19 protein-coding genes, 1 tRNA gene and 6 pseudogenes are annotated in these 26,809 nt (G+C 59.7%); 12 read left to right on the top strand and 14 right to left on the bottom strand.

The window, feature by feature from the left end; all coding sequences use genetic code 11:
* From JCM25143_RS18515 to folK, 3 genes and pseudogenes are all read right to left on the bottom strand, one after another.
* Nucleotides 1-1,716 (bottom strand): annotated as a pseudogene (locus tag JCM25143_RS18515) (RelA/SpoT family protein); the annotation flags it as partial.
* 95 nt (nt 1,717-1,811) lie between these two features.
* The gene (rpoZ, locus tag JCM25143_RS09770; RefSeq protein ID WP_025861004.1) at nt 1,812-2,183 is read right to left on the bottom strand and encodes a DNA-directed RNA polymerase subunit omega; all 372 of its coding nucleotides are present in this window, start codon (nt 2,181-2,183) and stop codon (nt 1,812-1,814) included.
* Between the two features lie 89 nt (nt 2,184-2,272).
* The gene (gene folK, locus JCM25143_RS09765; protein ID WP_025861003.1) at nt 2,273-2,797 is read right to left on the bottom strand and encodes a 2-amino-4-hydroxy-6-hydroxymethyldihydropteridine diphosphokinase; all 525 of its coding nucleotides are present in this window, start codon (nt 2,795-2,797) and stop codon (nt 2,273-2,275) included.
* Between the two features lie 243 nt (nt 2,798-3,040).
* On the opposite strand from folK, the gene JCM25143_RS09760 reads away from it, so the two are divergent.
* The 3 genes from JCM25143_RS09760 to JCM25143_RS09750 all read left to right on the top strand — a co-directional run bounded on the left by JCM25143_RS09760 (nt 3,041) and on the right by JCM25143_RS09750 (nt 5,445).
* Nucleotides 3,041-3,658 (top strand): LabA-like NYN domain-containing protein, encoded by a 618-nt coding sequence (locus JCM25143_RS09760; protein ID WP_025861001.1) that lies wholly within the window; start codon nt 3,041-3,043, stop codon nt 3,656-3,658.
* 196 nt (nt 3,659-3,854) lie between these two features.
* Entirely contained in the window at nt 3,855-4,541 is a 687-nt protein-coding gene (locus JCM25143_RS09755) for a carbonic anhydrase (RefSeq protein WP_025860999.1), read from the top strand.
* Nucleotides 4,542-4,581: 40 nt separating this feature from the next.
* Entirely contained in the window at nt 4,582-5,445 is an 864-nt protein-coding gene (locus tag JCM25143_RS09750) for an endonuclease/exonuclease/phosphatase family protein (protein WP_025860998.1), read from the top strand.
* Nucleotides 5,446-5,540: 95 nt separating this feature from the next.
* On the opposite strand, the gene JCM25143_RS09745 is transcribed toward JCM25143_RS09750, so the two are convergent.
* From JCM25143_RS09745 to JCM25143_RS09710, 9 genes and pseudogenes are all read right to left on the bottom strand, one after another.
* A complete protein-coding gene (locus JCM25143_RS09745; protein ID WP_025860997.1) occupies nt 5,541-6,818 on the bottom strand; it encodes a DEAD/DEAH box helicase in 1,278 nt (425 codons plus the stop codon).
* 429 nt (nt 6,819-7,247) lie between these two features.
* Nucleotides 7,248-7,853 (bottom strand): methionine biosynthesis protein MetW, encoded by a 606-nt coding sequence (gene metW, locus JCM25143_RS09740; RefSeq protein ID WP_025860996.1) that lies wholly within the window; start codon nt 7,851-7,853, stop codon nt 7,248-7,250.
* Nucleotides 7,853-9,025 (bottom strand): homoserine O-acetyltransferase MetX, encoded by a 1,173-nt coding sequence (metX, locus tag JCM25143_RS09735; RefSeq protein WP_025860994.1) that lies wholly within the window; start codon nt 9,023-9,025, stop codon nt 7,853-7,855. The genes metW and metX overlap by 1 nt, the downstream gene beginning before the upstream one ends.
* A gap of 93 nt (nt 9,026-9,118) precedes the next feature.
* Nucleotides 9,119-10,923, bottom strand: a pseudogene (gene lepA / locus JCM25143_RS18510) (translation elongation factor 4).
* Nucleotides 10,924-11,143: 220 nt separating this feature from the next.
* A complete protein-coding gene (locus tag JCM25143_RS23965; protein ID WP_035370920.1) occupies nt 11,144-11,404 on the bottom strand; it encodes a hypothetical protein in 261 nt (86 codons plus the stop codon).
* Between the two features lie 8 nt (nt 11,405-11,412).
* Nucleotides 11,413-11,688 (bottom strand): hypothetical protein, encoded by a 276-nt coding sequence (locus tag JCM25143_RS23960; RefSeq protein WP_234395160.1) that lies wholly within the window; start codon nt 11,686-11,688, stop codon nt 11,413-11,415.
* The gene (locus JCM25143_RS22750) at nt 11,651-11,920 is read right to left on the bottom strand and encodes a hypothetical protein (protein ID WP_051543191.1); all 270 of its coding nucleotides are present in this window, start codon (nt 11,918-11,920) and stop codon (nt 11,651-11,653) included. Before JCM25143_RS22750 ends, JCM25143_RS23960 begins: the two co-directional genes overlap by 38 nt.
* Before the next feature lie 144 nt (nt 11,921-12,064).
* Nucleotides 12,065-13,507 (bottom strand): annotated as a pseudogene (gene glnA, locus JCM25143_RS18490) (type I glutamate--ammonia ligase).
* A 109-nt stretch (nt 13,508-13,616) separates the two neighbouring features.
* A complete protein-coding gene (locus tag JCM25143_RS09710) occupies nt 13,617-13,955 on the bottom strand; it encodes a P-II family nitrogen regulator (RefSeq protein ID WP_025860992.1) in 339 nt (112 codons plus the stop codon).
* Between the two features lie 257 nt (nt 13,956-14,212).
* Here JCM25143_RS09710 and JCM25143_RS18485 point away from each other — a divergent pair.
* The 6 genes and pseudogenes from JCM25143_RS18485 (at nt 14,213) to JCM25143_RS18480 (ending at nt 20,492) form a co-directional block, all read left to right on the top strand.
* Nucleotides 14,213-15,405: pseudogene (locus JCM25143_RS18485) on the top strand (aminotransferase).
* A gap of 75 nt (nt 15,406-15,480) precedes the next feature.
* Nucleotides 15,481-15,556: transfer RNA gene (locus JCM25143_RS09700), tRNA-His, on the top strand.
* Nucleotides 15,557-15,694: 138 nt separating this feature from the next.
* Entirely contained in the window at nt 15,695-16,483 is a 789-nt protein-coding gene (locus tag JCM25143_RS21540; protein WP_025860991.1) for a class I SAM-dependent methyltransferase, read from the top strand.
* 204 nt (nt 16,484-16,687) lie between these two features.
* The gene (locus JCM25143_RS09690) at nt 16,688-17,908 is read left to right on the top strand and encodes an NADP-dependent isocitrate dehydrogenase (protein WP_025860989.1); all 1,221 of its coding nucleotides are present in this window, start codon (nt 16,688-16,690) and stop codon (nt 17,906-17,908) included.
* A 257-nt stretch (nt 17,909-18,165) separates the two neighbouring features.
* A complete protein-coding gene (locus JCM25143_RS09685; protein WP_025860988.1) occupies nt 18,166-19,185 on the top strand; it encodes an NAD(P)/FAD-dependent oxidoreductase in 1,020 nt (339 codons plus the stop codon).
* Between the two features lie 45 nt (nt 19,186-19,230).
* A pseudogene (locus JCM25143_RS18480) lies at nt 19,231-20,492 on the top strand (D-amino acid dehydrogenase).
* Between the two features lie 645 nt (nt 20,493-21,137).
* On the opposite strand, the pseudogene typA reads toward JCM25143_RS18480, so the two are convergent.
* Nucleotides 21,138-22,949: pseudogene (gene typA, locus JCM25143_RS18470) on the bottom strand (translational GTPase TypA).
* Between the two features lie 332 nt (nt 22,950-23,281).
* On the opposite strand from typA, the gene JCM25143_RS18465 reads away from it, so the two are divergent.
* Genes JCM25143_RS18465 through JCM25143_RS09655 form a run of 3 tightly spaced genes read left to right on the top strand, consistent with a single transcriptional unit; the run spans nt 23,282 to nt 25,685 of the window.
* Entirely contained in the window at nt 23,282-23,578 is a 297-nt protein-coding gene (locus JCM25143_RS18465) for a FeoA family protein (RefSeq protein ID WP_025860985.1), read from the top strand.
* Entirely contained in the window at nt 23,575-25,428 is a 1,854-nt protein-coding gene (feoB, locus tag JCM25143_RS09660) for a ferrous iron transport protein B (RefSeq protein ID WP_025860984.1), read from the top strand. The genes JCM25143_RS18465 and feoB overlap by 4 nt, the downstream gene beginning before the upstream one ends.
* 38 nt (nt 25,429-25,466) lie before the next feature.
* The gene (locus JCM25143_RS09655) at nt 25,467-25,685 is read left to right on the top strand and encodes a DUF6587 family protein (RefSeq protein WP_025860982.1); all 219 of its coding nucleotides are present in this window, start codon (nt 25,467-25,469) and stop codon (nt 25,683-25,685) included.
* 31 nt (nt 25,686-25,716) lie between these two features.
* Here the strand turns inward: JCM25143_RS09655 and JCM25143_RS09650 are convergent.
* Nucleotides 25,717-26,809 (bottom strand): SMP-30/gluconolactonase/LRE family protein (locus JCM25143_RS09650; protein ID WP_025860981.1); only part of this gene is annotated, 1,093 nt, incomplete at its 5' end.

The following is a 26,809-nucleotide window of genomic DNA, read 5'->3' as shown; positions in this document are numbered from 1 at the left end:
ACCCGGCGAGCATGCGCGGCACACGCTGCACGCGCCGCAGCTCAGGATAGGCCGCATGCACCACATCACGCGCACCCAGAGCACCAGTGCCCACGGCCACATACAGGTCAGGCAAGGATGTCTGCTTAAGGGCCTTGAGCGTGGTTTCGATAATTTTTTCGGAACCATCCACGCCTTCCTGACGGAAAGCCTTGGCCAGCGCTGCCGCCCGCCATCCAGCGAGACCTGACGCTGCTGCTGGGTAACATAACGGCGGATACGCGCACGCGCCTTGCCCGTTACGACAAACCGCTCCCACGAAGGGGACGGCGCGCCGCCACGGGCGGTCATAATTTCTACCTGATCGCCATTTTCCAGCTCGTGGCGCAGGGGCATCAGCCGCCCGTTGATGCGCGCTCCCACGCAGGTATCGCCAATCTGGCTATGCACAGCATAGGCGAAATCGACCGGGGTAGCCCCGCGCGGCAGGGAGATAAGCTGCCCCTTGGGGGTAAAGCAGAAAACCTGATCCTGATAGAGTTCGAGCTTGGTGTTTTCCAAAAACTCGTCGGGTGCCGACGACGCCTCGAGAATTTCGAGCAGATCCTGCACCCAGCGCGGCCGCCGCAGCCCACCGTAGCCACCTTCCTGAACACCAGTGCCTTCTTTATAGGCCCAGTGCGCCGCCACACCGTTTTCAGCCACGTCATGCATGGCCTGCGTGCGAATCTGCACTTCGATCTTCTGGTTACGGGGCGAGCGGAGTGTCACCCCTGTATGCAGGCTCTGGTATCCGTTGGCCTTGGGGGTTGAAATGTAGTCCTTGAACCGCCCGACAATCATCGGATACGCGGCGTGCACAGCACCCAGCGCCACGTAGCAGTCCTCACGCGTGCCCACCACCACACGAAACGCCATGATGTCCGAAAGCTGTTCAAAAGCCACGTTCCGGCGCTGCATCTTCTCCCAGATCGAATAGGGAGATTTCTCGCGGCCTGAAACCTGCACCTCTTTCAGCCCGGCCTCATGACACAGGCGCAGCAACTCGCGCCTGACATCCTCGATCACATCCGCACCCTGCCCCCGCAGGTAGTTCAGGCGGGTACGAATCGTGTCGTCCGCTTCAGGCTCAAGCTGGGCGAAGGAGAGATTCTGCAACTCCGTCTTGAGCCGGTCCATGCCGATACGCTCAGCCAGAGGGGCATAAATATCGAGAGTTTCGCGCGCGATACGCTGCCTGCGGTCCTGACGCTCCACAAAATGCAGCGTGCGCATATTGTGGAGTCTGTCCGCGAGCTTGACCAGCAGCACGCGGATATCTTTGGACATGGCCAGCACCAGCTTGCGGAAATTTTCCGCCTGCTTGGTACGGTCGGACTGCAACTCAAGCCGGGTCAGCTTGGTTACGCCATCCACCAGATCAGCCACCGTCTGCCCGAATTCGAGCTTGAGCGTCTCGTGGCTGACGCTGGTATCCTCTATGGTGTCATGCAAAAGCGCGGTGCAGACAGACTGAACATCCAGTCCAAACCGGGCCATGATCATGGCCACCGCAAAGGGGTGGGTTATGTAGGGGTCGCCATTATCGCGCTTCTGCCCATCATGAGCAGCGCAGGCGACCTCAAACGCACGGCGGACCATATCCACATCCGCATGCGGCGCGTAACTGAGCACGCGGCTGACCAGTTTTTCACAGTTCAGACCGGCGTGGGCGGCGGTGGTGGTGTCGTCATCCATTCCGGAGGTCACGGCGGGCACCTGCGTGCCGCCGCTCTCTTCCGTCAACGGGCCTGTGCCCGGAACCTCAGCTCCCGCGCGGCTCACCAAAGCGCTTACCGGCGGGCGCGGCCGGTCAGGGCTGCTTCAATGGCGCGGGCGTCATCAGCAGTTTCTTCCTCAACCGAGACTTCCTGCAGACCAAAGATGTTCTGCTCGGTCGGGACGAGATCCTGCACTTCTTCTTCCACGGGCTCGGGCTCGGGTTCGCGCGCCTGAGAGCGGATAAGATCGCTGCGCAGCCCGGTCAGCGAGACGGTTTCCACCGCGATCTCACGCAGGGCGACAACAGGGTTCTTGTCGTTATCGCGATCGATGGTCAGTTCTTCCCCCCGTGCGATGTTGCGCGCGCGTTGCGCCGCGTACACCACAAGTTCAAAACGGTTGGAAACCTTTTCTACGCAGTCTTCGACGGTGACGCGGGCCATTACGAAGAGCCTCCAGACAATTCAGCTTACGGATTCAGCAAAGAGATACAAAGGTCGACAATACTGCATCCGCCCCCCGCAGGGAAGGGCTATTCCCCTATCCGGCGGATTTCCTGCCCCTGCACCGCTGCCAACATGGCCTGCATACCCTGCCCCGAGCGGGGGTGCTGCCAGTCCGGCTGCACGTCATTGAGCGGGAGCAGCACAAAGGCCCGTTCATGCGCGCGCGGATGCGGCAGCACCAGATACTCGGTCTGCTGGCAGAGATCATCAAACGCTATCAGGTCCAGATCGAGCGTGCGCGCCGCATTGGGCACGGAACGCTCGCGCCCGTTATGCGTTTCTATGGTATGAAGACACTCAAGCAACGCATCCGGGCTCAGCACCGTCAGGCAGCGGACCACCCCGTTGACATAAGGGGGCTGGCCCGAAGGCGGCATGGGTGCGCTCTCATACCAGTGCGAAACGGCCTCGACCTGCACGCCCGGCGTCTCGCGCAGAGCCTGTACGGCTTCAAGGCAGGTAGCGCGCGCATCCTGCTCCGCACGGGGCAGGTTCGCGCCAATAGCAATAAGGGCGGCGGCAGGCTGCACCTTATCTGACAAAACCGACATAAAACTCTCACTCAACAGGAAAATGTTAAGAAATTGGTAACTTATTGGTTGCGCACCGCAACGAATGCAATATTCTCCCGGCCTCGGCCATGTCGATGTTTCAAAAATGCTTGGCAGGCATATTCCTGCCAGAATGCAGCGATATAAAGACCAGTCATTCAGGAATGCTCTTACTCCATTCGGACAATTTCAAGACAGACCGACTGCGGGAAATCAGAACAAAAATTTGGAAGGGAATGGCACATGAACCTGAAAAAAGATGAAAAAACCTGTCTATTCATAGATGGATCCAGTTTGTATTCGACGTCCCGGGGCCTCGGTTTTGATGTCGATTACAAAAAACTGCTCGATTTTTTCACGTCGAAATCTCATGTGATTCGCGCCTACTATTACGCGGCCATACTGGACACGGAAGATTATTCACCTCTCAAGCCCCTTACGGACTGGCTGTCCTATAACGGCTATTTTCTGGTGACCAAGCCCGCGCGCGAATTTACGGATTCGACCGGCAAGCGGCGGGTCAAGGGCAACATGGATATCGAAATTGCGGTGGATATGCTCGAAATGGCACCGCATATCGACCACGCTATCCTGTTCAGTGGCGATTCTGATTTCCGCCGCGTAGTGGAAGCCGTGCAGCGGCAGGGCACTCGGGTTTCCGTGGTATCCTCCATGAAATCCTCCCCCCCGCTGATTGGAGATGACCTGCGCCGTCAGGCTGACCAGTTCCTTGATCTGGCAACTCTGGGCGCGAACTTTACCCGCAGGCAGATGGAGCCCGCCCGCGTGCGGCAGAACCAGGCGCCCGTGCGCCATCCGGCAGACCAGATGAGCGAACCCGAAGACGATCCGCTAAGCTGAAATTTAACGGCTTCTGCCGCACCGAACGCGCGGTGCGGCATGGACACGGCAGAGCGCATGCCCCACAAATCACAGATGCGCGGGAACTTCTGCGTGATCTGAAGCGTTCCTGTGGGGAACGCGTCCGTCGTTCAGACTGGCTGAGGGGGTAGTCGTACCATTCAGTCATAACCAGACGTTTTTCGGAGTACGATACATGCCAACATGTTCCGAGGCCAGAAGCAGCCTGCTCTCCCTGCTGCGTGGCGCAGAACATTTCAACACCGAGGTCTTTCCGGCCAAGGAAGCCCTGTTTGCCAGTCTGGCAAAGGGGCAGTCACCCGGCGCACTGTTCATTGCCTGCGCCGACAGCCGGATCGACCCCAACCTGATTACCCAGACTGAACCGGGCAGCCTGTTCATTCTGCGTAACATCGGCAATCTCGTGCCCGCTTACGGCGAAATGCTGGGAGGCGTGTCCTCCGCTATCGAATATGCCGTGATGGCGCTTGGGGTTTCCACCATCATCGTCTGCGGCCATTCAGACTGCGGCGCCATGAAAGCCCTGCTCGACCCGGAAAAAAGCGGCCTGGACACCATGCCTACCGTTAAAAGCTGGCTCCGCAATGCGGAAGCAGCTCGGGCCGCCACGCTGAACACGTTCCGCTCCGATGATGTCGGCCCCGCCACGGTGCGCTGCATTGCCGAGCAGAATGTGCTGCTCCAGCTCGCCCACCTGCGCACGCATCCGGCGGTTGCGGCAGGGCTTGCCGGGCGCACGCTGTTCCTGCAAGGCTGGTTCTATGACATCGGCAGTGGCGAAATCACGATCCTGGACGAGCAGAGCCGCAAAAGCGTTTCGATTGATGAGGTCATCAAGCAGCTCGAAACCGAGCCCGCCTGAGCAACCTTACCGCGCGGGGCCGCTGGCCCCGCGTTTTTTCATGCTCAAAGCAGCGGTTCTAACGCTACTGGCCTTTCACTCCGCTGAAGCCGCCTCCCCCACCAGCCGTTCCATCAAACTCAGCACATGGAACCTTGAATGGCTGCTGGATGAAAACACCCCGGCAAGCCGCTCAGCCCCCCTCGACATCCCTGCCCGCATACCAGCCGATTACACCCTGCTGGCCGCTTTTGCCGCACGTCTGAACCCGGACATTGCCGCTCTGCAGGAAGCCGATAGCCCAAACAGCCTCGCGCTTGTTTTTCCTCATACAAATTATGCTGTTTTCACAACGGACGATACGGTTCTTCAACGCACCGGTCTGGCCATACGCGCAGACCTGAGTGTCACACGCCACCCCGACGTGCAGGCGCTCGACATCACCCCACCTTCAGCACCGCATCACCTGCGCAGCGGACTGGATATGACCGTACATTTTGCCCATGCGGATTTACGTGTGCTGGTCGTGCATCTGAAAACTGGCTGCTGGGATGACCCACCTTCACAAACCCACCATGCCTGCCCCCTGCTTGTTAGGCAGTTTAAAGTATTATCAGAGTGGATCGGCAAAAGAGCGCAGGCAGGCGAGGCCTTCGCCATCATGGGGGATTTCAATCGCAGGCTAAACCTACAGGACCCGCTTTTTCTGAGTTTGCAGGAAAAAGCCAGACTGGACCTGACAACATCAGGATATGCCAGCCCCTGTCTGGGTGGCAGCTATTTTATTGATCACATTATTCTGGGCGGTGCAGCCATAGACTGGAAAGAGCCTGACTCCCTGCGGGTCATGCCCATACCGCAGGGACATGGCCCTCAACTAAGCGACCACTGTCCCGTTTCCATCACCCTGCACCTTCCCGGCTGACATAGGTGATACAAAAAAAGGTGGCCTGCTCACCCCTTTTCAGGACTGGCAGGCCACCTTTTGGTATCAGACACCGTCAGGCGAATAACGCGCGATCAGGCCCGAGAGGCAGAGCCACCACCGGAACGACGCGGGCCACCACGGCCACCGCCGCCACCCTGACGCGGGCCACCACGCCCACGGCCACCACCACCACCAAGGACCGGCGGACGCTGGTTGGAAAACTCGGCTTCCTCAGAATGCCACTGGTGATCACGCATGATCGGAATAGCCTTGCCAATCGTGCGCTCGATATCACGCAGCCATGCCCTCTGCTCGGCATCGCACAGCGAAACCGCCCAGCCATCACGCCCGGCACGCGCCGTACGGCCAATACGGTGCACATAGCTCTCAGGCACGTTCGGCAGGTCGTAATTGAAAACATGGCTGACTTCATCAACGTCAATACCACGCGCGGCAATATCGGTCGCCACCAGCACCTTGACTGCGCCGGAACGGAAACCCTTCATGGCCCGCTCACGCGCACCCTGCGACTTGTTGCCATGAATAGCCTCAGCCACAATGCTGTTCTTGTTGAGAAACTCCGCGACCTTGTTGGCCTCGTGCTTCATCAGCGTAAACACCACAGCCCGCGCCACCTTGGGTGATTCCACCATGGTCAGCAACGCATCGCGCTTGTTGGATGCCCCGTTAACAAACATGACGGCCTGCTGGATGCGATCCACCGTGCTGGACGGCGGTGCGACTTCAACCCGTGCAGGGTCGTTCAGCAGGGATGCAGCCAGATCTTCAATGCTGCGCGGCATGGTGGCCGAGAACAGCACGGTCTGCCGCTTTTCCGGCACGAAGGTCATGATACGGCGGATGTCGCGCACAAAACCCATGTCCAGCATGCGGTCGGCTTCATCCAGCACCAGAACTTCAAGCCCGGACAGGTCGATATAGCCCTGACCGATCAGGTCGAGCAGACGGCCCGGCGCTGCCACCAGCACATCCACACCACGGCGCATGGCTTCAACCTGACGGCCCTGACCAACGCCACCAAACACCACTGCCTGCGTAAAACGCATGTATTTGGCATAAGCCTTGAAGCTGTCGCTAATCTGGGCAACCAGCTCGCGCGTGGGGGCCAGCACCAGAACCCGAGCCTGACGCGGCGCCGTCGAGCGGGGTGACTTGGCCAGATGTTCGAGAATAGGCAGCGCAAAGGCCGCTGTCTTGCCTGTGCCAGTCTGCGCCAGACCCAGCAGATCACGCCCTTCCAGCAGGTGCGGAATGGAGCCCGCCTGAATAGGGGTGGGTGTATCGTAACCTTGATCCGCAAGTGCCTGCAGCAACGGTGCAGCAAGTTTCAGATCAGAAAAACTAGTCATCAGGACGAACCTCTTCGTGCAGCCTGAAAACGAGACACAGCCACCTTTTTCAGCTAAGCACCTATGGATAGTCACAACATCATGGCACTGGCGTACCCCACGGGTAACGGGCCATTTATCCCACCCGCATGAACTCACAGGCCAAGGATTGCGGCTTTATGGAACTGTGTCTTTCCTCCGCCGTTCGTATATAGGGGCAGGACACTGCTTAGGACAAGCCTACAGGACTATAATGGTCCTTAAACTTTTTTAGCGGTTTCCCGAGCACAGTGCGGCAACGCATAGGGAACCGCTTTCCAGCGGAAGGAGTAATCCATATTCCTCCTTATTATGGAACAATCTTTCACAAAAAACCGGATATTTTGAACGAAAGCATCATATCCGGCTAACCCCGCAAACCTAACGAAAATTTTAGGTGTCGCGCTTCCGTTAGTCGTCCTGTCGCCTCAGCAAAAACAGGGCCTGCTCACCAAACAGGTTAGCCAGACGGATGGAACGCCGCCAGGGCGCGCGCTCCCCTTCCTCATCCACAGCCATCCACTGTTCCACGCTGTATCCTTCCTCAGCACACAGGGCCAGAAAGTCGCGGATGGTGCAGGGGTGGATATTGGGCGTGTCATACCACGCCGTGTGCCAAACCGCCGTCATGGGCATCCGCCCACTCAGCAACAACTTGAGCCGAAGCTGCCAGTGTCCAAAATTAGGAAAGGACACAATGGCATAGCGCCCGATACGCAGCATCTGCCGCAGCACTTCTCTGGGGCGGGCGACGGCCTGCAATGTGCGTTGCAGCACCACATAGTCGAAAGCGTGATCGGGATAATGCGCCAGATCATGGTCTGCATCGCCATGTATCACGGGCAGGCCATGCGCCACCGACCGCGTAACCAGCTTCATGTTCAGTTCTATACCGCGCGCATCGCACCCGCGCTGGCGGAACAGATGGTCGATCAGTTGCCCATCGCCACTGCCAATATCCAGCACCCGCGTGTTGGGCGCGATCATGTCGGCTATCAGGCGTTGATCAAGGCGCATCAGACCAGCCCCACATGTTCGGCCACACCACAGAGGAACCCCCGTACCGTCCGGTCAAAATCGGGTTCATCCAGCAAAAAGGCATCATGCCCCTTATCTGTCTCGATTTCGACAAAAGAGACATTGGCCGCGGCCTGATTGAGAGCCCTCACCAGCGCTCGCGCAGCCGATGTCGGAAACAGCCAGTCCGACGAAAACGAAACCACGCAGAACCGCACAGGTGTCCCTGCGAAAGCCGCCGTCAGTTCACCGTCATGGTCTGCGGCGATATCGAACCAGTCCATGGCGCGGGTAATCGTCAGGTAGGAATTGGCGTCGAAACGGCGCACAAAGCTCGACCCCTGATAGCGCAGATAGGATTCCACCTCAAAAATATCGCTAAACAGCGACACCGGCCCTTCCGGCCCCGGACCGCTCACCGGACCGCGGCGGGTTCTGCGGCCAAATTTGCGCGTCAGGGCTTCTTCCGAAAGATAGGTGATATGCGCCATCATCCGCGCGACAGCCAGACCGCGCGCGGGCACCACATCGGCCTGCCAGTAACGCCCAGCCCGCCAGTCGGGATCAGCGATGATTGCCTGACGCCCGACCTCGTTAAACGCGATATTCTGGGCGGAGTGATAGGGAGCCGTGGCAATGGGCATGGCCGCCAGCATCATATGCGGGTAGGTGACGGTCCATTCCAGCACCTGCATGCCTCCCATGGAACCACCCACAACAGCAAACAGCCGCTCTACCCCCAGCGCTTTTACCAGCTTGTACTGGGCGCGCACCATGTCGCGGATAGTAATGGGGGGAAAATCCGTGCCCCATGGCTCATCATCGCCCTGCGCATTGCGCCGCAAGGAGCGTGGCCCGGTGCTACCCATGCAGCCGCCCAGCACGTTGGAACAGATGACAAAAAACCGGTTGGTATCAATCGGCTTGCCCGGCCCTACCATCCGCTCCCACCAGCCGGGCTTACCTGTCAGCGGGTGGGTTTCCGCCACATACTGATCGCCCGTAAAGGCGTGGCAGATGAGTATGGCGTTATCACCGCGCTCGGAAAGCGTGCCGCTGGTACAATAGGCAAGATCGATCGGTGCAAGGGTTACACCGCAGTCAAGCTCCAGACCTTCCTGGAAGTGGATATGGCGGTGATGACCAATTTCAAGGGGTGTTGTACTGCTCATCGGGGAATGCTCGTTCTCCAGCCTGACTGTCGGGCCTGTGGGGAAGAACACCATACTTCCCGTTTCCATAAACACCCGACAGACAGGGCAGATTCAATGTTCCATTTTGAGCGCTGCAAGAAAAGCGCTCTGCGGAATTTCAACCTTGCCGAACTGGCGCATTCGCTTTTTGCCTTCCTTCTGTTTTTCCAGAAGTTTGCGCTTGCGCGAAATGTCACCACCATAACATTTGGCGGTCACGTCCTTTGACAGCGCACCAATGGTTTCACGCGCGATAACACGGCTGCCAATGGCCGCCTGAATGGCGATCTTGAACAACTGGCGCGGAATAAGCTCTTTCAGACGCGCGCAGATGGAGCGGCCACGGGTTTCAGCCGCAGAGCGATGCGCAATGAAGGAAAGAGCGTCTACCGGCTCCTGATTGACCAGAATGGAAATCCGCACGAGGTCGCTCTCCTCGTACCCGTCCATCTGGTAATCGAAACTGGCGTAACCGCGTGTGAGCGATTTCAGACGATCGTAGAAATCGAACACAACCTCGTTGAGCGGCAGGCGGTAAACCGCCATGGCCCGGCTACCCACGTAAGTCAGGTCAACCTGCGTGCCTCGGCGTTCCGTACACAGGGTCAACACCGCGCCAGATACTCATCAGGCACCATGATGGTGGCCTTGATCCAGGGCTCCTCGATCCGCTCGATCAGGGAGGGATCGGGCATGTCCGCCGGGTTGTGCAGTTCTTCACGCTCGCCGTTCGTGCGCTCGATCTTGTACACCACCGAAGGTGCTGTCGCGATCAGATCGAGATCGAACTCGCGCGACAGGCGTTCCTGAATGATTTCAAGGTGCAGCAGCCCAAGGAAACCACAGCGGAACCCGAAGCCAAGAGCTGCCGATGTTTCCGCCTCATAATGGAAGGAGGCATCGTTCAGGCGCAGCTTGGCGAGACTGTCACGCAGCTTTTCAAAATCATCCGCGACAATCGGGTACAGCCCGCACCACACCACGGGAATGGAGGGCTTGAACCCTTCCAGCGCCGTTGCCGCCGGGCGGCGGTCATCGGTAATGGTGTCGCCCACATTACAGTCGGCCACGGTCTTGATGGCGGCGTTGATATACCCCATCTCGCCCGGGCCGAGGCTGTCAACCGAGGTCATGCGCGGGGCAAACACCCCGACCTGATCCACCTGATGCACGGCACCCGTGGACATCATGCGAATTTTCATGCCCTTTTTCAGGCGGCCTTCCTTGATCCGCACCAGCACGATAACGCCCAGATAGGGGTCGTACCAGCTATCGACCAGCATGGCCTGCAAGGGCTTTTCCGCATCGCCCTCCGGAGGTGGCAGACGGGTGACGATAGCCTCAAGCACGCCTTCGATATTCAGCCCGGTCTTGGCGGAAATTTCCACCGCGTCATCCGCGGGAATGCCAATCACTTCCTCAATCTGCGCCTTGACGCGTTCAGGCTCTGCCGCAGGCAGATCAACCTTGTTGAGAATGGGCACAATCTCGTGGTTGGCATCTATGGCCTGATACACATTGGCCAGAGTCTGGGCCTCAACCCCCTGCGAGGCATCAACCACCAGCAGCGAGCCTTCGCACGCGGCAAGCGAACGGCTGACTTCGTAGGCGAAGTCAACATGTCCGGGTGTGTCCATCAGGTTCAGGACGTAGATTTTACCATCCTTTGCCGGGTAGGACAGGCGCACGGTCTGCGCCTTGATGGTAATGCCACGCTCGCGCTCCAGATCCATGTTATCCAGGACCTGGTTGGTCATTTCACGCGCGGTCAGGGCGCCACAGGCCTGAATGAGTCGATCCGCCAGAGTGGATTTTCCATGATCGATATGTGCGATGATGGAAAAATTGCGGATGAGCGAAAGGGGTGTATCGGTCATGCTGCTCCCTTTAAGGGAAATAAAGGAAAAAGTCAGCCGGTTCCTGCACATCCGGCCCAACTTGGCGCATTATTTTTCACACAGCGGCCAAAGACCGCCACCCGCCTCTAGGCCGTGGTCATGACAATGCGGTGCAGGTGATGGCCTTCGCCTTCAGGAACCGGCCACCCCTCTCCTGAAGAGACATCAAAGGGAAGGATAACACTGGGAGCATGCTCGCTCATGATCCCGACACAGGGTACCTCCCCCGGCACGACCAACAAAACCCTATCCTGAGCCTTACCGCCAGCCCCGGCAGAAGCACAACGGACGCGCCCTCACGCAGCACCGGTTCGCACAGATCAGTATCGATCCGCACAACATAGGCGGGTGCAGGCAGGTTGAAAGGACAGTCCATCTGCTCCCATGCGGAACCAGTGGGCACGCCATACCGATCAAAAAGCCCTTCCTGCCCCAGATGCGAAAGCGGCAGGCCCCACATGCCCCCCCCTACCACCGGCTCCAGCGCATGCTCAGCCCCTGAGGTGCAAAGGGTCTTTTTTCCAACCCGGCAGCAAAGGTGCTCAGAGGGGTATCCAGCACGGCGAGTGCGCGCAGCAGACTACCAAGAGAGAGCCAGCGTGCCCTGCCATCATCCGTTCCCCTGCGCGATGGGTTGAACGCCGTGGCATCGAGTCCGGCAGCACGCGCAAGGCCAGAAGGTGTCAGCCCCCGTTCCCGCGCGAGGCTATCGAGTGCTGACCAGACATCCTGCGCGGTAATCATGTTTCTGACCGGGCATGGGGCCGTGGCGCAGAACTTCCTGCGCATGCCGCTGCCTGCCTGCCGCCGTCATGAAAAATCGCCCTTCATCAGAACAGGTCAGAAACCCCATGCGCTGCATGCGCTCAAGGCAGGGGTCATCTTTCAGCCCTTTCGGCCGCCCGGCGGCTCCGGCCAGCGACACCCTATGCAAAGCCGAGCGGCAGCAGGATTCAAGATAGGGTTCTTTCCACATCCGAGCAGGATTACCCATCCATCGCACGCCCGCAAGCATCAGAGCGTTGCCCATAAAAAAACGCGACCCCCAGAGGGGCCGCGCCTTCATAACGTAACAATCCGTAGAACTGGTGGGGCCGAAAACCTTCACCCCCGATCCGGCTCAGACAGAGTAGTACATTTCGAACTCAACCGGGTGCGGCGTGTGTTCGAAGCGATACACATCGTTCCACTTGAGCGCGACATAGCTTTCGATCTGTCTTTGGTGAACACGCCACCGGCCAGAAGGAATTCATGATCAGCCGTCAGGGCTTCCAGAGCTTCACGCAGCGAACCGCAAACGGTCGGGATCTGCTTCAGCTCTTCGGGCGGCAGGTCATACAGATCCTTGTCCATGGCATCGCCGGTGGATCTTGTTCTTGATGCCGTCCAGGCCAGCCATCAGCATGGCGGAGAACGCCAGGTAGGGGTTGGCTGTCGGATCGGGGAAGCGAACCTCAACGCGCTTTGCTTTGGGGCTGGTCGCGTAGGGGATACGGCAGGAAGCGGAACGGTTGCGGGCGGAGTAAGCCAGCAGCACCGGAGCTTCAAAGCCGGGGATCAGACGCTTGTAGGAGTTGGTGGAGGGGTTCGTGAAAGCGTTCAGAGCCTTCGCGTGCTTGATGATACCACCGATGTAGTACAGCGCCGTGTCGGACAGGTCAGCATAGCCGTTGCCAGCGAAGGTGGGCTTGCCGTCTTTCCAGATGGACTGGTGGACATGCATGCCCGAGCCGTTATCGCCGAAAATCGGCTTAGGCATGAACGTGGCCGTCTTGCCGTAGGAATGCGCGACGTTGTGCACACAGTATTTGTAAATCTGCATGAAGTCGGCAGCGCGCACCAGCGTTTCGAACTTCGTGCCCAGCTCGTGCTGAGACTGCGCCACTTCGTGGTGGTGCTTTTCGATCGCCAGACCCATTTCGCCCATGGTGGCCAGCATTTCGGCGCGCAGGTCGCTTTCGCTGTCAACCGGAGCAACGGGGAAGTAGCCGCCCTTCACGCCCGGACGATGACCCATGTTCCCTTCGGGGAAATCCTTCAGGGAGGCGTCAGGCCCTTCGATGCTGTCGAGCTGGTACTTGCCGTAGTTCGGGCCTGTGCCGAACTGCACGTTGTCGAACACGAAGAACTCGGCTTCGGGACCGAAGAAAGCCGTATCGCCCAGACCGGAGGACTTCAGGTACTGCTCGGCCAGCTTGGCTGTGGAGCGGGGGTCACGGTTGTAGGGCTGCCCGGTGGATGGCTCGATGATGTCGCAGAACAGGATCAGCTGCGGGCGGGCGGAGAACGGGTCCACCACGGCAGAGGTCGCGTCCGGCAGCAGCACCATGTCGCTTTCGTTGATGGCTTTCCACCCAGCGATGGAAGAGCCATCGAACATGAAACCATCGGTAAAACTGTCTTCTTCAATGGTGCTGACATGCTGGCACGTATGCTGCCATTTGCCATGCGTGTCCGTAAAGCGCAGATCCACGAGCTCGATCGCATGTTCCTGGATCAGCTCAAAAACCTTGGCAATTGCAGCGGCCTTGCTGTCGCCCGCAGAAGCTGTTTTCTTTACCATGCTCTTCTCACCTAAAAAGCCTGAGATACGTGCCGCACCCCGCGACACGCGCTGTATGACCAAAGGGAACACCCCTGCCTTTCATATCCGGCACGCCAGATATGAAAAATCAGATGGCATCACCCCCTCGTTCCCCCGTGCGGATTCGCACAACGTCTTCCACCGGAATCACGAAAATCTTGCCATCACCGATACGCCCTGTACGGGCTGCAGCCGAAATTGCTTCGACCGCGCGTTCGACCATGGATGCAGGGCAGACAACCTCGATTTTCATCTTGGGCAGAAAATCGACGATATATTCGGCGCCGCGATAAAGTTCGGTGTGCCCTTTCTGCCGCCCGAAGCCCTTGGCCTCGATTACGGTAATGCCTTGCAGCCCGAGCTCATGAAGGGCTTCCTTCACTTCGTCCAGTTTGAAGGGCTTTATAATGGCTTCGATCTTTTTCATATCGCGTCGTCAGCACACCATGTCATGCGCCCGCTTTGCGGGCTGTCCGTACCTGTCAGTCCACAGCCGTACCGCACCCATTCGGGCGCACGGCGGCGTGTGGGGCCACACTTGCACGCCTTGCTCCGCCGGGCAATCGGTAGATGTGAATTTGTATCGATCCGGCATTAAAACGCAAAGCCTCATGCCACGCCATATCTTGACATGAGTCTTTTTCATTTTACGAACCCCCGCCAAACGGGCAAGGAATCCTGCCCATGACCAAAACGCTGAACCAGAACCTTGCGGCCCAGCCGACAACCATCTTCACACTCATGTCCGAACTGGCCCGCCAGCACGACGCCATTAATCTCGGGCAGGGCTTTCCTGATACGGAAGGCCCGCAGGATATGGTGCGCGTGGCAGCCGATGCCCTGCTGGATAACCGCAACCAGTATGCCCCCCTGACAGGTCTGCCAGAGCTGCGTCAGGCCGTGCTGATGCCAGCCTGCGGTTTCAGGGCCTTGCCGTCAGCCCCGATTCGGAAGTGGTCGTGACCTCTGGCGCCACAGAAGCGCTTGCTGCCGCCTTTCTCGCCCTGATCGAACCGGGCGATGAAGTGGTGCTGATGGAACCCCTGTACGATACCTATCTGCCGGTTATCCGCCAGCTTGGCGGAATCCCACGCCTTGTCAGGCTGGAAGCGCCGGACTGGGCGCTGCCCCGCAAGGCGCTGGAAGAGGCGTTTTCAGCCCGGACAAAGGCCATTGTGCTGAACAGCCCGATGAACCCAACCGGCAAGGTTTTCAGCATTGAGGAACTAGATTTCATCGCCGATCTCGTGCGCCGCCACGATACCTACGCCGTCTGCGATGAAGTGTATGAGCACCTTGCCTTTGGCGCCCCCCATGTCTCGCTCATGACCCGACCGGGCATGCGTGAGCGCTGCCTGCGCATAGGCAGCGCAGGCAAGAGCTTTTCCCTTACAGGGTGGAAAGTCGGCTACGTGACCGCCACGGCTGAACTGGCATCGGTCGTTTCCAAGGCACATCAGAATCTGGTTTTTGCCACGGCACCCAACCTGCAACGGGCCGTAGCTTTCGGGCTGAACAAGGACGGTACCTATTTTACCGACCTCGCACGCGACATGGATAAGAAGCGCCTGATTCTTTCAACTGGCCTGGAACGCGCCGGATTCCGGGTGCTACCCTGTCAGGGCAGTTATTTTGTCATGGCTGATATTACACCATTCACACAGGACGGCCCCCAAAGCGGCATGGATGACGTGGCCTTCTCCCGCCTGCTGACACAGCAGGCGCGCGTCACCACCATCCCCGCCTCTGCTTTCTATGACCCTGATGGACAGACCCCACCGCCGCGTAATCTGATCCGTTTTGCGTTCTGCAAACGCGAAGAGGTGCTACTGGAAGCCGTGGCCCGGATCGAAGCATGGAAAAATAGCCGGGCGTGATTTTTTCCATGCCCGAACGCGTTCTTTGCGGTTGACGGGTGGGTACGTTTTCTCTAAACGTCCGCTTGCTGTGTGGCGGACGTAGCTCAGCTGGTAGAGCGCCGGTTTGTGGTACCGGTGGTCGCGGGTTCGAGCCCCGTCGTTCGCCCCAGCATATTTTTTCCTTTCCCTTAAAAAATATCGGGCAAATCGCTGGACTTTTTCGCGCCTTGATGGCCGGAAGTCACGACAGACGCACTGCACGCTCAGGGCACTGTTTTTTCCCGCATACGCATGCAATACCGGGGTAATGAACCAGCCCCCTTGCCCGCCCACACCACAGGAAGCGCCCTGCCCTGTCTGCGGTAATGCGCATGCTGCTTTTGCTTTCCACGCCTACGGGTATGACCTCAACAGATACGATCTGTTCCGCTGCCCGACCTGCGCACTGGTGTTCGTCTCGCCCTTTCCCTCGGCGGAAGCCCTTGGGGCGTTCTACCACACCACGTACCGGCAAGCCTCGGCCAGCTTTTACCCCAAGGCCTCAAGCCGCCGCTGGCGGGCTATCTGGCGAAGTCTCGCTTTTCTACCGCAGGTCGTCGGCAAAGACGTGCTGGATATCGGCTGTGGCGGCGGCTTTATGGTTGAAGCCTTCACGCGGCTGGGCGGGCGAGTGCTCGGGCTGGATATCAGTCAGAACAGCATCGACTATGCCCGCGCCCATTTCGGGCACTGCACTTTCTACTGCGAAAGCCTGACGGAGTTCCGCAAACGCGGCCTGCAGTTTGACTTTGTGTTCACCTCCGAAGTGCTGGAACACCTGCCCGGCCCGGCGGAATTCATGCAGACACTGGATGCCATCGTTCGTCCCGGCGGGTTTGTCTATGCCTCCGCCCCCGATTACAGCCACCCGCGCACCCCGTCCGACCTCACTTTATGGGACGCCATGTGCCCGCCCGAGCATCTGCTGTTTTACAGCGCCGATACGCTCATACGGCTGTTTACCGACCACGGCTTTACCCTCTACCGGAATTTTGGCAGCAAAAGCCCCGCCCATTCGATGTTGTTCCGCCGTCCGGCTGATTGCTGCATGCAATAGGGCAACACTTGTCACAACAACGCTAGTCAAACCCGATTTTATGGCGGAAAACCGCCATCACACCTAAATCGGCCCGTTTTCTGTCCTGATTGTGAAGAGTGCTCGAGCCTGATCCGCCATAAGGTTTTTAATCCGTCTGGCGCATACGTTCATGAACTTCCATACGCCAGACGCACTAAAAACTTCGGAGACGGATACCTCATCATGGCGAAAATAAAGGTCAAAAACCCGGTTGTGGAAATGGACGGGGATGAAATGACCCGCATCATCTGGCATTTCATCCGTGAACGCCTGATCCTGCCCTATCTGGATATTGACCTGAAATACTACGACCTCGGCATCGAACACCGTGACGCAACGGATGATCAGGTCACAGTCGATGCCGCCGAAGCCACCAAGCGCTACGGCGTTGCTGTCAAATGCGCGACCATCACCCCGGATGAAGCCCGCGTGACGGAATTCGGGCTCAAGAAAATGTGGCGTTCGCCCAACGGCACCATCCGCAACATCCTTGATGGCACCATTTTCCGCGAGCCTATCATCTGCTCCAACGTGCCGCGCCTTGTTCCGCACTGGACCAAGCCCATCGTGATCGGCCGTCATGCGTATGGTGATATTTACCGCGCGGCTGAAACGCGTATTCCCGGTGCAGGCCGTGTCACGCTCAACTTCGTGCCGGAAGATGGCGGCGAGCCTATGGTGCTGGACGTGCATGACTTCAAAGGGCCGGGTGTGGCACTTGGCATGCACAACACCCGCGCCTCGATCGAAGGATTCGCCCGCGCTTCGCTCTCCTACGGGCGTGATCGCAAGCTGCCGGTTTACCTGTCCACCAAAAACACCATCCTCAAGGCCTATGACGGCATGTTCAAGGATGTGTTCCAGGAAGTGTATGAGCGTGAGTTCAAGACCGAGTTTGAAAAGCTGGGCCTGACCTACGAACACCGCCTGATTGACGACATGGTGGCCTGCGCCCTCAAATGGCCGGGCGGTTATGTGTGGGCCTGCAAAAACTACGATGGCGATGTGGAAAGCGACATTGTGGCGCAGGGCTTCGGCAGCCTCGGGCTCATGACCTCCGTGCTGCTCAGCCCCACGGGTGATGTGGTGGAAGCCGAAGCCGCCCACGGTACGGTTACGCGCCATTATCGTGAGCACCAGAAAGGCAAGCCCACCAGCACCAACCCGATTGCCTCCATTTTTGCATGGACGCGCGGGCTGGCCTATCGCGGGCGCTTTGACGATACGCCGGATGTCGTCAACTTCGCCAACACGCTTGAGCGCGTCTGTATCGAAACCGTGGAAGGTGGTCAGATGACCAAGGATCTCGCTCTGCTGGTTGGCAAGGGCGCGACTTGGCTCGACACCCAGCCTTTCCTCGATGTGCTGGACGAAGCGCTGAAGAAGGCACTGCCCAAGGCCTGAAAACGCCGGGCCCGGCTCCATGCCGGGCCAAAAGGTGCTGGGGTGGAACATTCCACCCCTTTCTATCTGCGCGGCTCCTTATCGGAGGCGCGCGTTTTTTTATGTCTGTTTTGCGACCTGCGCCCATGCGGCCCGCACGGCCATATCCCTGCCTCAATGGCACGGCAGCTTTGGCGGACTGACTGCCCGCTCTTGCGTCCGGGCCGCTCTTGGCCCTATGCCCGCAGGCAAGACCAGACAAGCAGGATGGATGCTCAATGACCGACATGCCGGCCGAAACAGACGTAGCCATTATCGGTGCAGGCCCGGCAGGCCTGTTCGCGGCTTTCCAGTGTGCCATGCTGCGCCTGCGTTGCGTGCTGATCGATGTCCTGCCCGAAACAGGCGGCCAGTGCGCTGCCCTGTATCCTGAAAAGCCGATTTACGACATTCCCGCCTGCCCCGCCGTGGAAGGTGCGCAGCTGATCGCCCGGCTTGAAGAACAGATTGCCCCCTTTGCCGTGCCCCGCCTGCTGGGCCACAAGGTGGAAAGCCTGAGCGGCCAGCGCGGTGCGTTCGTGCTCGGCACCGACAAGGGCGCAAGCCTTGCTGCCAAAGCGGTCATCATCGCTGCCGGAGCGGGCGCTTTTGGCCCCAACCGCCCCCCGCTCGATGGGCTTGAGGCCTTCGAGACCAGCGGTGCCGTGCAGTATTACGTGCGCCGCAAGGCCGAATTCGAAAACCGGCGCATTGTTATCGCAGGGGGTGGGGATTCGGCACTCGACTGGGCGCTGACCCTCAAGGACAAAGCAGAGCACGTCTATCTGGTGCACCGACGCGATCGCTTCCGTGGCGCGCCTGAAAGCCTGCGCCAGCTTGATGAAGCCGTTGCCGCTGGGCAGATTGAAAAGGTCGTGCCCTACCAGCTCCATGGCCTGCACGGCCAAAACGGGCGGCTGGAAGGGGTTGAGGTCATGGACCTTAACGGTCAGGCACGCACGCTTGAGGCTGATGTGCTTCTGCCCTTCTTTGGGCTGGCAACCGATCTTGGGCCTGTAGCGCGCTGGGGCATGGATACGGCGCGCGCCACCATTCCCGTAACCCCGTCCACCTGCGAAACCAGCCTGCCCGGTGTATTCGCCATTGGCGATGTGGCCACCTATCCCGGCAAGCTCAAACTCATCCTGCAGGGTTTCAGCGAGGCCGCCATGGCAGCCCATGCGCTGTATCCCATCATCAACCCCGATCAGGCCCTGCATTTCGAATATTCCACCACCAAAGGCGTTCCTGCCGGCTAACTATCTGGAACGCCTGCCCTTTCATCCGCCCGCGAGGATGCTGCCGTGAAAGTGATCATTCTGGGCGCGGGGGTCATCGGGGTGACTTCAGCCTGGTATCTGACCCGGCTGGGCCACGATGTCACCGTAATCGACCGACAACCCGAAGCCGCGTCTGAAACATCCAGCGCGGGCACGGGGCAGATCGTGCCCGGCTGCGCCTTTCCATGGGCGCGCCCCGGCCTACCGCTACAGGCCGTACGCTGGCTACTGAGCCCACAGGAAAGCCCCCTGCGCCTGCGCAAATGGCCTGACCCCGCCATGCTGCGCTGGCTGGGCCTGTTCATGAGCAACTGCACCGCACGCACCTATACGCTCAACGCCGCACGCATGCGCCGTGTGGCGGAATACAGCCTCCACTGCCTCGATACCCTGCGGCATGAAACCGGCATTACCTTTGATGACCAGCAGGAAGGACTGATTCGCGTTTTCCGCACGCATAAACAGATGGAACTGGCGCGCCGCGCGGCCCACCTCCTGTCAGAAGCCGGAATCGAGCACAAATTCATGACGGTTGAGGGCGTGCTCGAACACGAGCCGGGTCTTACACACGCCGCACCGCTCCTGGTGGGCGGCATGCGCCTTGCCCATGAACAGTCAGGCGATGCCAGCCTGTTCACCCGCCGTCTGGCCCGCATGGCAGAAGCAGCCGGGGCGCGGTTTCTCTACAACACCACCATACAGGGGCTGGATGCCTCGGCCGAGCGCATTCTGTCTGTGCGCACCAGCGAAGGCCATCTGAGTGCGGACAGCTACCTGCTGGCCATGGGCAGCTATAGTCCCGGCCTGTTGCGTGGCCTGAATATCCGCCTGCCGGTATACCCTATCAAAGCCTATTCCCTGTCCCTGCCCCTGACAGATGAAAGCCACGCCCCTGTTTCCATGGTGGAGGATGGCGCGCGCAACGTCACCATAACCCGGCTGGGTAGGCATATCCGCCTGAGCGGTTCAGCCGATCTGGGCGGCTATACCCTCAAAAGCAGCCCTCGGCACCGCACAGTAATGGAGCTTTGCTTTTCAGAGCTGTTTGGCGGGGGTGATCTGGCCGGGGCCACAAGCTGGACTGGCCTGAGCCCCTGCACGCCTGACAGCACACCCATTATTGGCCGGGCAGACCCATTCAGCAATCTGTGGCTCAACACCGGTCACGGCATGCTGGGCTGGACAATGGCCTGCGGCGCAGCCGCGTGGTGGCGGACCAGATTTCTGGCCTGCCCCCTGAAATTCCGGCACTCGACCTGTCTCTAGGCCGCTACCAGTCCCATTAAGACCGCCCGCATACCCAGGCTCTGCCCCCTCTGAACACGTGACATAAAAAAAACCGGGGTCCTGAGACCCCGGCCTTTTCAGCCACCCTGCCCTGCCTATGTGGCAAAGCGGGTGGAACCCTGTCGGGCTGCTTACTGAGCAGCGCCTTCAGCGGCAGGAGCTGCGGCAGAGCCTTCAGCAGCCTTCTTGTGGTGGTGCTTGCCGTGGCCCTTGTGGTGCTTGCCTTCGGCCTTCTTGGTTTCAGAAGCAGCAGCCGGAGCAGCAGCGGGGGCTTCAGCAGCAGGAGCAGCGGCAGCGGGGCAGCAGCAGGAGCAGCTTCCTGAGCGAAAGAAGGAGCAGCAGCACCGAGCAGAGCAACGGTGGACAGGGCAGCAAACAGGTTACGAGAATTCATATCAAATATCTCCAGACAAAAAACGGCCTGCAAACCCTGCTCAGACAGTTCCGAACCATCCGCAAGGACAATCGCCGGTCGCGTTCATTATCGGTAGCACGGCATTTATTGGCCGTCTTGGTCTAAAATTTTTGCAATCCAGAGACATTTCCCGGAACCGACTCATGTCCGCCTTATTTCAGCCACAAACCCGGCGGCACACCCCACAAACAAAACCGGCTCTACCTGAGGTAGAGCCGGAACAGAAGGATCAGCCTTCGTTTTTGCGCTTCTTGCGCTCATGCGGGTCCAGATAGCGCTTGCGCAGACGCACTGCGGAAGGCGTGACCTCAACCAGTTCGTCGTCCTCGATATAGGCAATCGCCTGCTCGAGCGACATACGACGCGGCGGCACCAGCAGCAGGGCTTCGTCCTTGCCCGAAGCACGCATGTTGGTCAGCTTCTTTTCACGAATCGGGTTCACTTCCAGATCGTTTTCGCGCGAATGCTCACCGATGATCATGCCCTGATAAACGGTTTCACCCGCATCCACGAACAGGGTGCCGCGATCCTGCAGGGAGAACAGCGAATACTGCGTGGTGGTGCCGTCTTCAGCCGAAATGAGCGAACCGTTGCGGCGACCTTCGATGGTGCCGGCATAAGGGCCGTAATCGGAGAACAGCCGGTTCATGATACCCGTGCCGCGCGTGTCGGTCAGGAATTCGCCATGGTAGCCGATCAGCGCGTGACGGGATGATGAACAGCAGACGCACCTTGTCGCCACCGGACGGACGCATATCCTGCATCTGGCCTTTGCGCATGGACATCTTTTCCACCACAACGCCGGAATACGGTTCGTCAACGTCGATCGTGACTTCTTCGTAAGGCTCTTCGCGCTCACCCGTTTCCTCGTTGTTGCGGAATAGCACGCGGGGGCGACCGATCGTCAGTTCGAAACCTTCGCGACGCATGGTTTCGATCAGCACGCCGAGCTGCAGTTCCCCACGGCCCGCAACTTCGAAAGCTTCGCTTTCGGGGCTGTCGGTCACGCGAATGGCGATGTTGCTTTCCGTTTCCTTGAACAGGCGGTCACGGATCTGGCGCGAAGTCACCTTCTTGCCTTCACGGCCGCCCAGCGGGCCATCGTTGAGGCGGAAGGTCATGGACAGGGTGGGCGGATCAACCGGAATGGCGACCAGCGGCGCATCCTGCTCGGGAGCGGCAATGGTATCGGGAATCGTAGCCTGCGACAGACCGGCCACGGCCACGATGTCGCCTGCTGCGACTTCATCAACCGCCACGCGGTCAAGACCACGGAAGGAGAGCAGCTTGGTCAGACGGCCGGTTTCCACCACGGAACCATCGGCACGCAGCACCTTCACGGGCATGTTCACGCGCGCACGGCCCTGTTCTACACGGCCGGTCAGCACACGCCCCAGAAAGTTGTCACTTTCCAGAATGGTGGCCGTCATGGCGAAGGGCTTGTCCTTGTCCAGAATCGGTGCCGGCACATGGCGCAGGATCAGTTCGAACATGGGGCTGAGGTCCTTGCGCGGACCATCGAGCGATTCATCTGCCCAGCCCTGACGGCCGGATGCATACAGCATGGGGAAATCAAGCTGTTCGTCATTGGCGCCAAGCGCTGCGAACAGGTCGAAGATTTCGTTGTGCACTTCATCGGGGCGGGCATCGCCACGGTCGATCTTGTTCACCACCACAATCGGCTTGATGCCGCGGGCCAGTGCCTTGCCAACCACGAACTTGGTCTGCGGCAGTGCGCTTCAGCCGAGTCCACCAGAACGACCGCGCCGTCCACCATGCTCAGGATACGCTCGACCTCACCACCGAAATCGGCGTGTCCGGGCGTGTCGATGATGTTGATGCGCGTGTCGTTCCATACAACGGACGTGCACTTGGCGAGAATGGTGATGCCACGCTCGCGTTCCAGATCGTTGCTGTCCATCGCGCGTTCGGCAACCGCCTGGTTTTCGCGGAAGGAGCCCGACTGCTTGAGCAGCTCATCAACCAGGGTCGTTTTCCCGTGGTCAACGTGAGCGATGATGGCGATATTGCGGATATCCATGAATTGCCTGATTTTTTCCTGCGCCCCACGCCACCGCCTTCAGCCGGGAAGGGGCGGCAAGAACATGCTGCTGATATTTTGCGTGGGGCACAGATAGCCGCCCCGGCGGCAGAATGCACGTAAAATTCTTGCATCCCTCCCTCTGCTCCGCCATGCGGCGCGCCCTGACCCGGCGCCATATGCACAACGGCATTCTAAGCCGTGCATTGGACAATGGTAAAAATTGGAACTAAGGATCATTCTCAAATGCGCTGGAGCAACGTATGTTGACCCGTCGCAGACATGCCGCGCCCCCGCCCGCTGGGCGCGCACCCAGGCAGGACGACAGGACCATGCTTCTCAACTCCCTCCCGCTTTCTGGGTGCGGCGTGATTGATCATGTGCGCGAACGCACCCCCCACGACCCCGTGGCCCGCAGGCTGGGTGAACTAGGGTTTGTGCCGGGAGAACCCGTGCGTGTGGTGGCCTTTGGCCCACTCGGGCGCGACCCCATGGCGGTTGAAATCGGTTTTACACGCTTTGCCCTGCGCCGCTCGGAAGCCGAACGCATTGTACTGCGCTCCAGCGAGGAAACCCTGCACGCGCAGGATAGGGGCTTTTCACAAGACGAAATTGCAGGGCAGGAATGACAGACGCGGCTCCGTTGCGTGTAGCGCTGGTTGGTAACCCCAACTGCGGCAAGACCACCCTTTTCAACCAGTTGACCGGCAGCCGCCAGAAAGTCGCAAACTACGCCGGCGTGACCGTGGAGCGCAAAACAGGCCAGCTTGTCACCCCGGCGGGGCGACAGGTACTGGTATTAGACCTGCCCGGCGCTTACAGCCTAACCGCCACCAGCCCCGATGAGGCCGTAACGCGCGATGTCTGCCGGGGCGGCTACAAGGGCGAACCGGCACCAGACCTGCTGATATGCGTGGTAGCGGCCACCAATCTGAGATTGCACCTGCGCTTTCTGCTGGAACTACGCCAGCTCGGGCGGCCCATGCTGGTGGTACTGAACATGATGGACGCCCTACACCAGCAGGGCCTACGTGTGGATGTACCGCGCCTTCAGGCGGAACTGGGCATGCCAGTTGTCACGACTATCGGCACGCGCCGTGGCGGCGCGGCAGACCTGCTGACAGCCCTTGATGCCCCCCTGCCCGCACCGGTTGTGCAGGCGGCCTCCACTGCCGCCGATGCGGATGAAGACCTGCATGCGCAGGTGCGCCACCTGCTGGCACTCTGCATTACCCGCGAACACCCGGTAGCCAAAAAGCTCGAATCGGTTCTGGATCGCTGGGTGCTGCACCCTGTCTGGGGCATGGTCATTCTGTTCGTGCTGCTGTTTGTCATGTTTCAGGCCGTGTTTTCATGGGCGCAACCTTTCATGGACATGCTGGAAGCAGGCATGACGCAGTTGGGCGGCCTCGTAGGGGCAGCCCTGCCCGAAGGCCTGCTGCGCGGGCTGGTGGTGGATGGCGTGATCGCGGGGGCTGGCACCGTTATCGTGTTCCTGCCCCAGATCCTGATCCTGTTTTTGTGGATACTGGCGCTGGAGGAATCCGGCTATCTGCCGCGTGCCGCCTTCATGCTCGACAGGCTTATGGCCGTGGCCGGGCTGAGCGGGCGCTCGTTCATTCCGCTGCTGTCCAGCTTTGCCTGCGCGGTGCCGGGTATCATGTCCACCCGCACTATCCAGAACCCGCGTGACCGGCTGGTAACTATCCTGATCGCGCCACTCATGACCTGTTCGGCCCGCCTGCCGGTCTATGCGCTGCTGATCGGGGCCTTTGTGCCCGCGCACCGGGTACTGGGTATATTCAACCTGCAAGGGCTGGTGCTGTTCGCACTTTACGCGCTGGCCATTGTCAGCGCCCTGATTGTCGCGCGCGTGCTCAAGCGAGGCGATAGCGACGAACACCCCCTGCTACTGGAACTACCCGACTACCGCCTGCCCAGCCTGCGTAGCCTTGCCCTTGAACTGTGGCAGCGGGCGCGTATCTTCCTGTCCCGCGTTGGCAGTATTATCGTAACCCTCAGCATTATCCTGTGGGCGCTGTCGAGCTTTCCCGCACCGCCCCCCGGCGCGACCGGCCCCGCCATTGACTGGAGTCTGGCCGGGCGCATCGGGCAACTAATGCTACCCGTTTTCCAGCCTATCGGTTTTAACTGGCAGATCTGTGTGGCGCTGATACCGGGACTGGCCGCGCGTGAAGTGGCCGTGAGTGCGCTGGGCACGGTCTATTCCATTACCGGGGCGGAAACCGATACGGCACAGAGCCTTGTGCCGCTCCTGTCCTCGCAGTGGAGTCTGGCGACCGCACTCTCCCTGCTGGCGTGGTATGTCTATGCGCCACAATGTTTTTCCACGCTGGCCGTTATTCGGCGTGAAACCGGAACGTGGCGGGTGGTATTGATAACAGCGGCCTATCTTTTCGGGCTGGCTTACGTGGCCGCGTGGCTGACCTATCACATCACCCGGTATCTGACCGGCTGAAGCGGAACCAGCCCCTGCTTTAAAGGAGACATGGCATCATGATTCAGATCCTTGTTGTCGGTCTTGTCGTTGTGGTCTGCATTGTTTACTGGCTCCAGCGCTTGGCACCCGCCACGGTGCTGCCGCTGTGGCAAGGGCTAGCCAAGACCCTGCCCGCAGGCACACTGCGCCAGCGCGCGCAGAAACTCGCCACCGGGCAGAAAACTGGTGGCTGCGGCGGCTGCTCGGGCTGCGACAAAAGCGGTGGCTGCCACTAATCAGGCCCTCAACGGCCCACCGACACCAGGCTCAGCCCGGCGCACAGCCTTGGGTGCCGACACGCAGCCGGTAGAGTGTGGAGCCCGCACACATAAACAGCCAGTCACGCTCCGGCCCCGCAAAGGTCAGATTAGACACGCCCTGCGGCAGACGAATCCGCCCGATAAGCTGGCCCTCTGGGTTGAAAACAAACACACCGGCTTTTCCGGGTGAACCACTGACCCCGCACCAGATATTGCCGTAAAGATCAGCCCGAATACCATCGGGCATCATCTGCTCACCCTCAAAACGCATGTTGGTAAACAGGCGCGGATTGGACAGGGGCAGTTCTTCGGCATGCAGGTCGAATACATGCACCGACAGGTCACCATCCTGCCAGATATGCTTTTTGGCGTCGCCCTTGCCCTGCCCTCTGGCTCGCAGCGCCTGCCGGGCAGCGGAGGCCACATAAAGGCGGGAAAAATCAGGTGAGAAACACAGGCCGTTCGGGTCGATAAGCTGCTGCTGGTTCAGCACCACATCGATCCGGCCAGAGACATCAACCCGGAAGGTATGATCCTGCGGGCTGGCTATCTGAGCCTCCGCTCCACCTTGCGTTGGCACAGGCTGACCTGAACCCGGCTCCCCCGCCCGCAGCGGCCCTGCCACGGGATCGGTAAACCAGATACTGCCATCAGGATGTGCGATCACGTCATTGGGGCCGTTCAGCCGTTGCCCCTCAAACCGATCGGCAACGACATGCACTGAGCCATCATGCTCCCAACGGATCACGCGGCGCAGGACATGCTCGCAGGTAATCTGCCGCCCCTGATAGTCAAACGTGCTGCCGCTGGCATGGTAGGATTCGGGCCGAAAAAGCGTAACCTCGCCCGTTTCCCATACATAGCGGTACTGATGGCTGGTAGCTGTATCGCTAAACAGCAGGTAGCGGCCCTGTGCCGACCAAGCAGGGCCTTCAAGCCACTGCCCGTGACCCCAGACCCGCTCCACCACAGCATTACCCGCTAGTAACCCCCGGAAAGCATGATCAAGCACAATGACTTCCGCATCGGGGGCGGGGCTGTGAGTCGCCCCCCACACGCGGGCATGGGGTGCCGGGTCAGGCTGCCGGGTTTCCGGCGCA

The sequence above is a fragment of the Acetobacter papayae JCM 25143 genome (assembly GCF_000613285.1).
Taxonomy (GTDB): Bacteria; Pseudomonadota; Alphaproteobacteria; order Acetobacterales; family Acetobacteraceae; genus Acetobacter; species Acetobacter papayae.
Note: the sequence above shows the minus strand (reverse complement) of the source record. Positions and strands in the feature narration are given on the sequence as shown.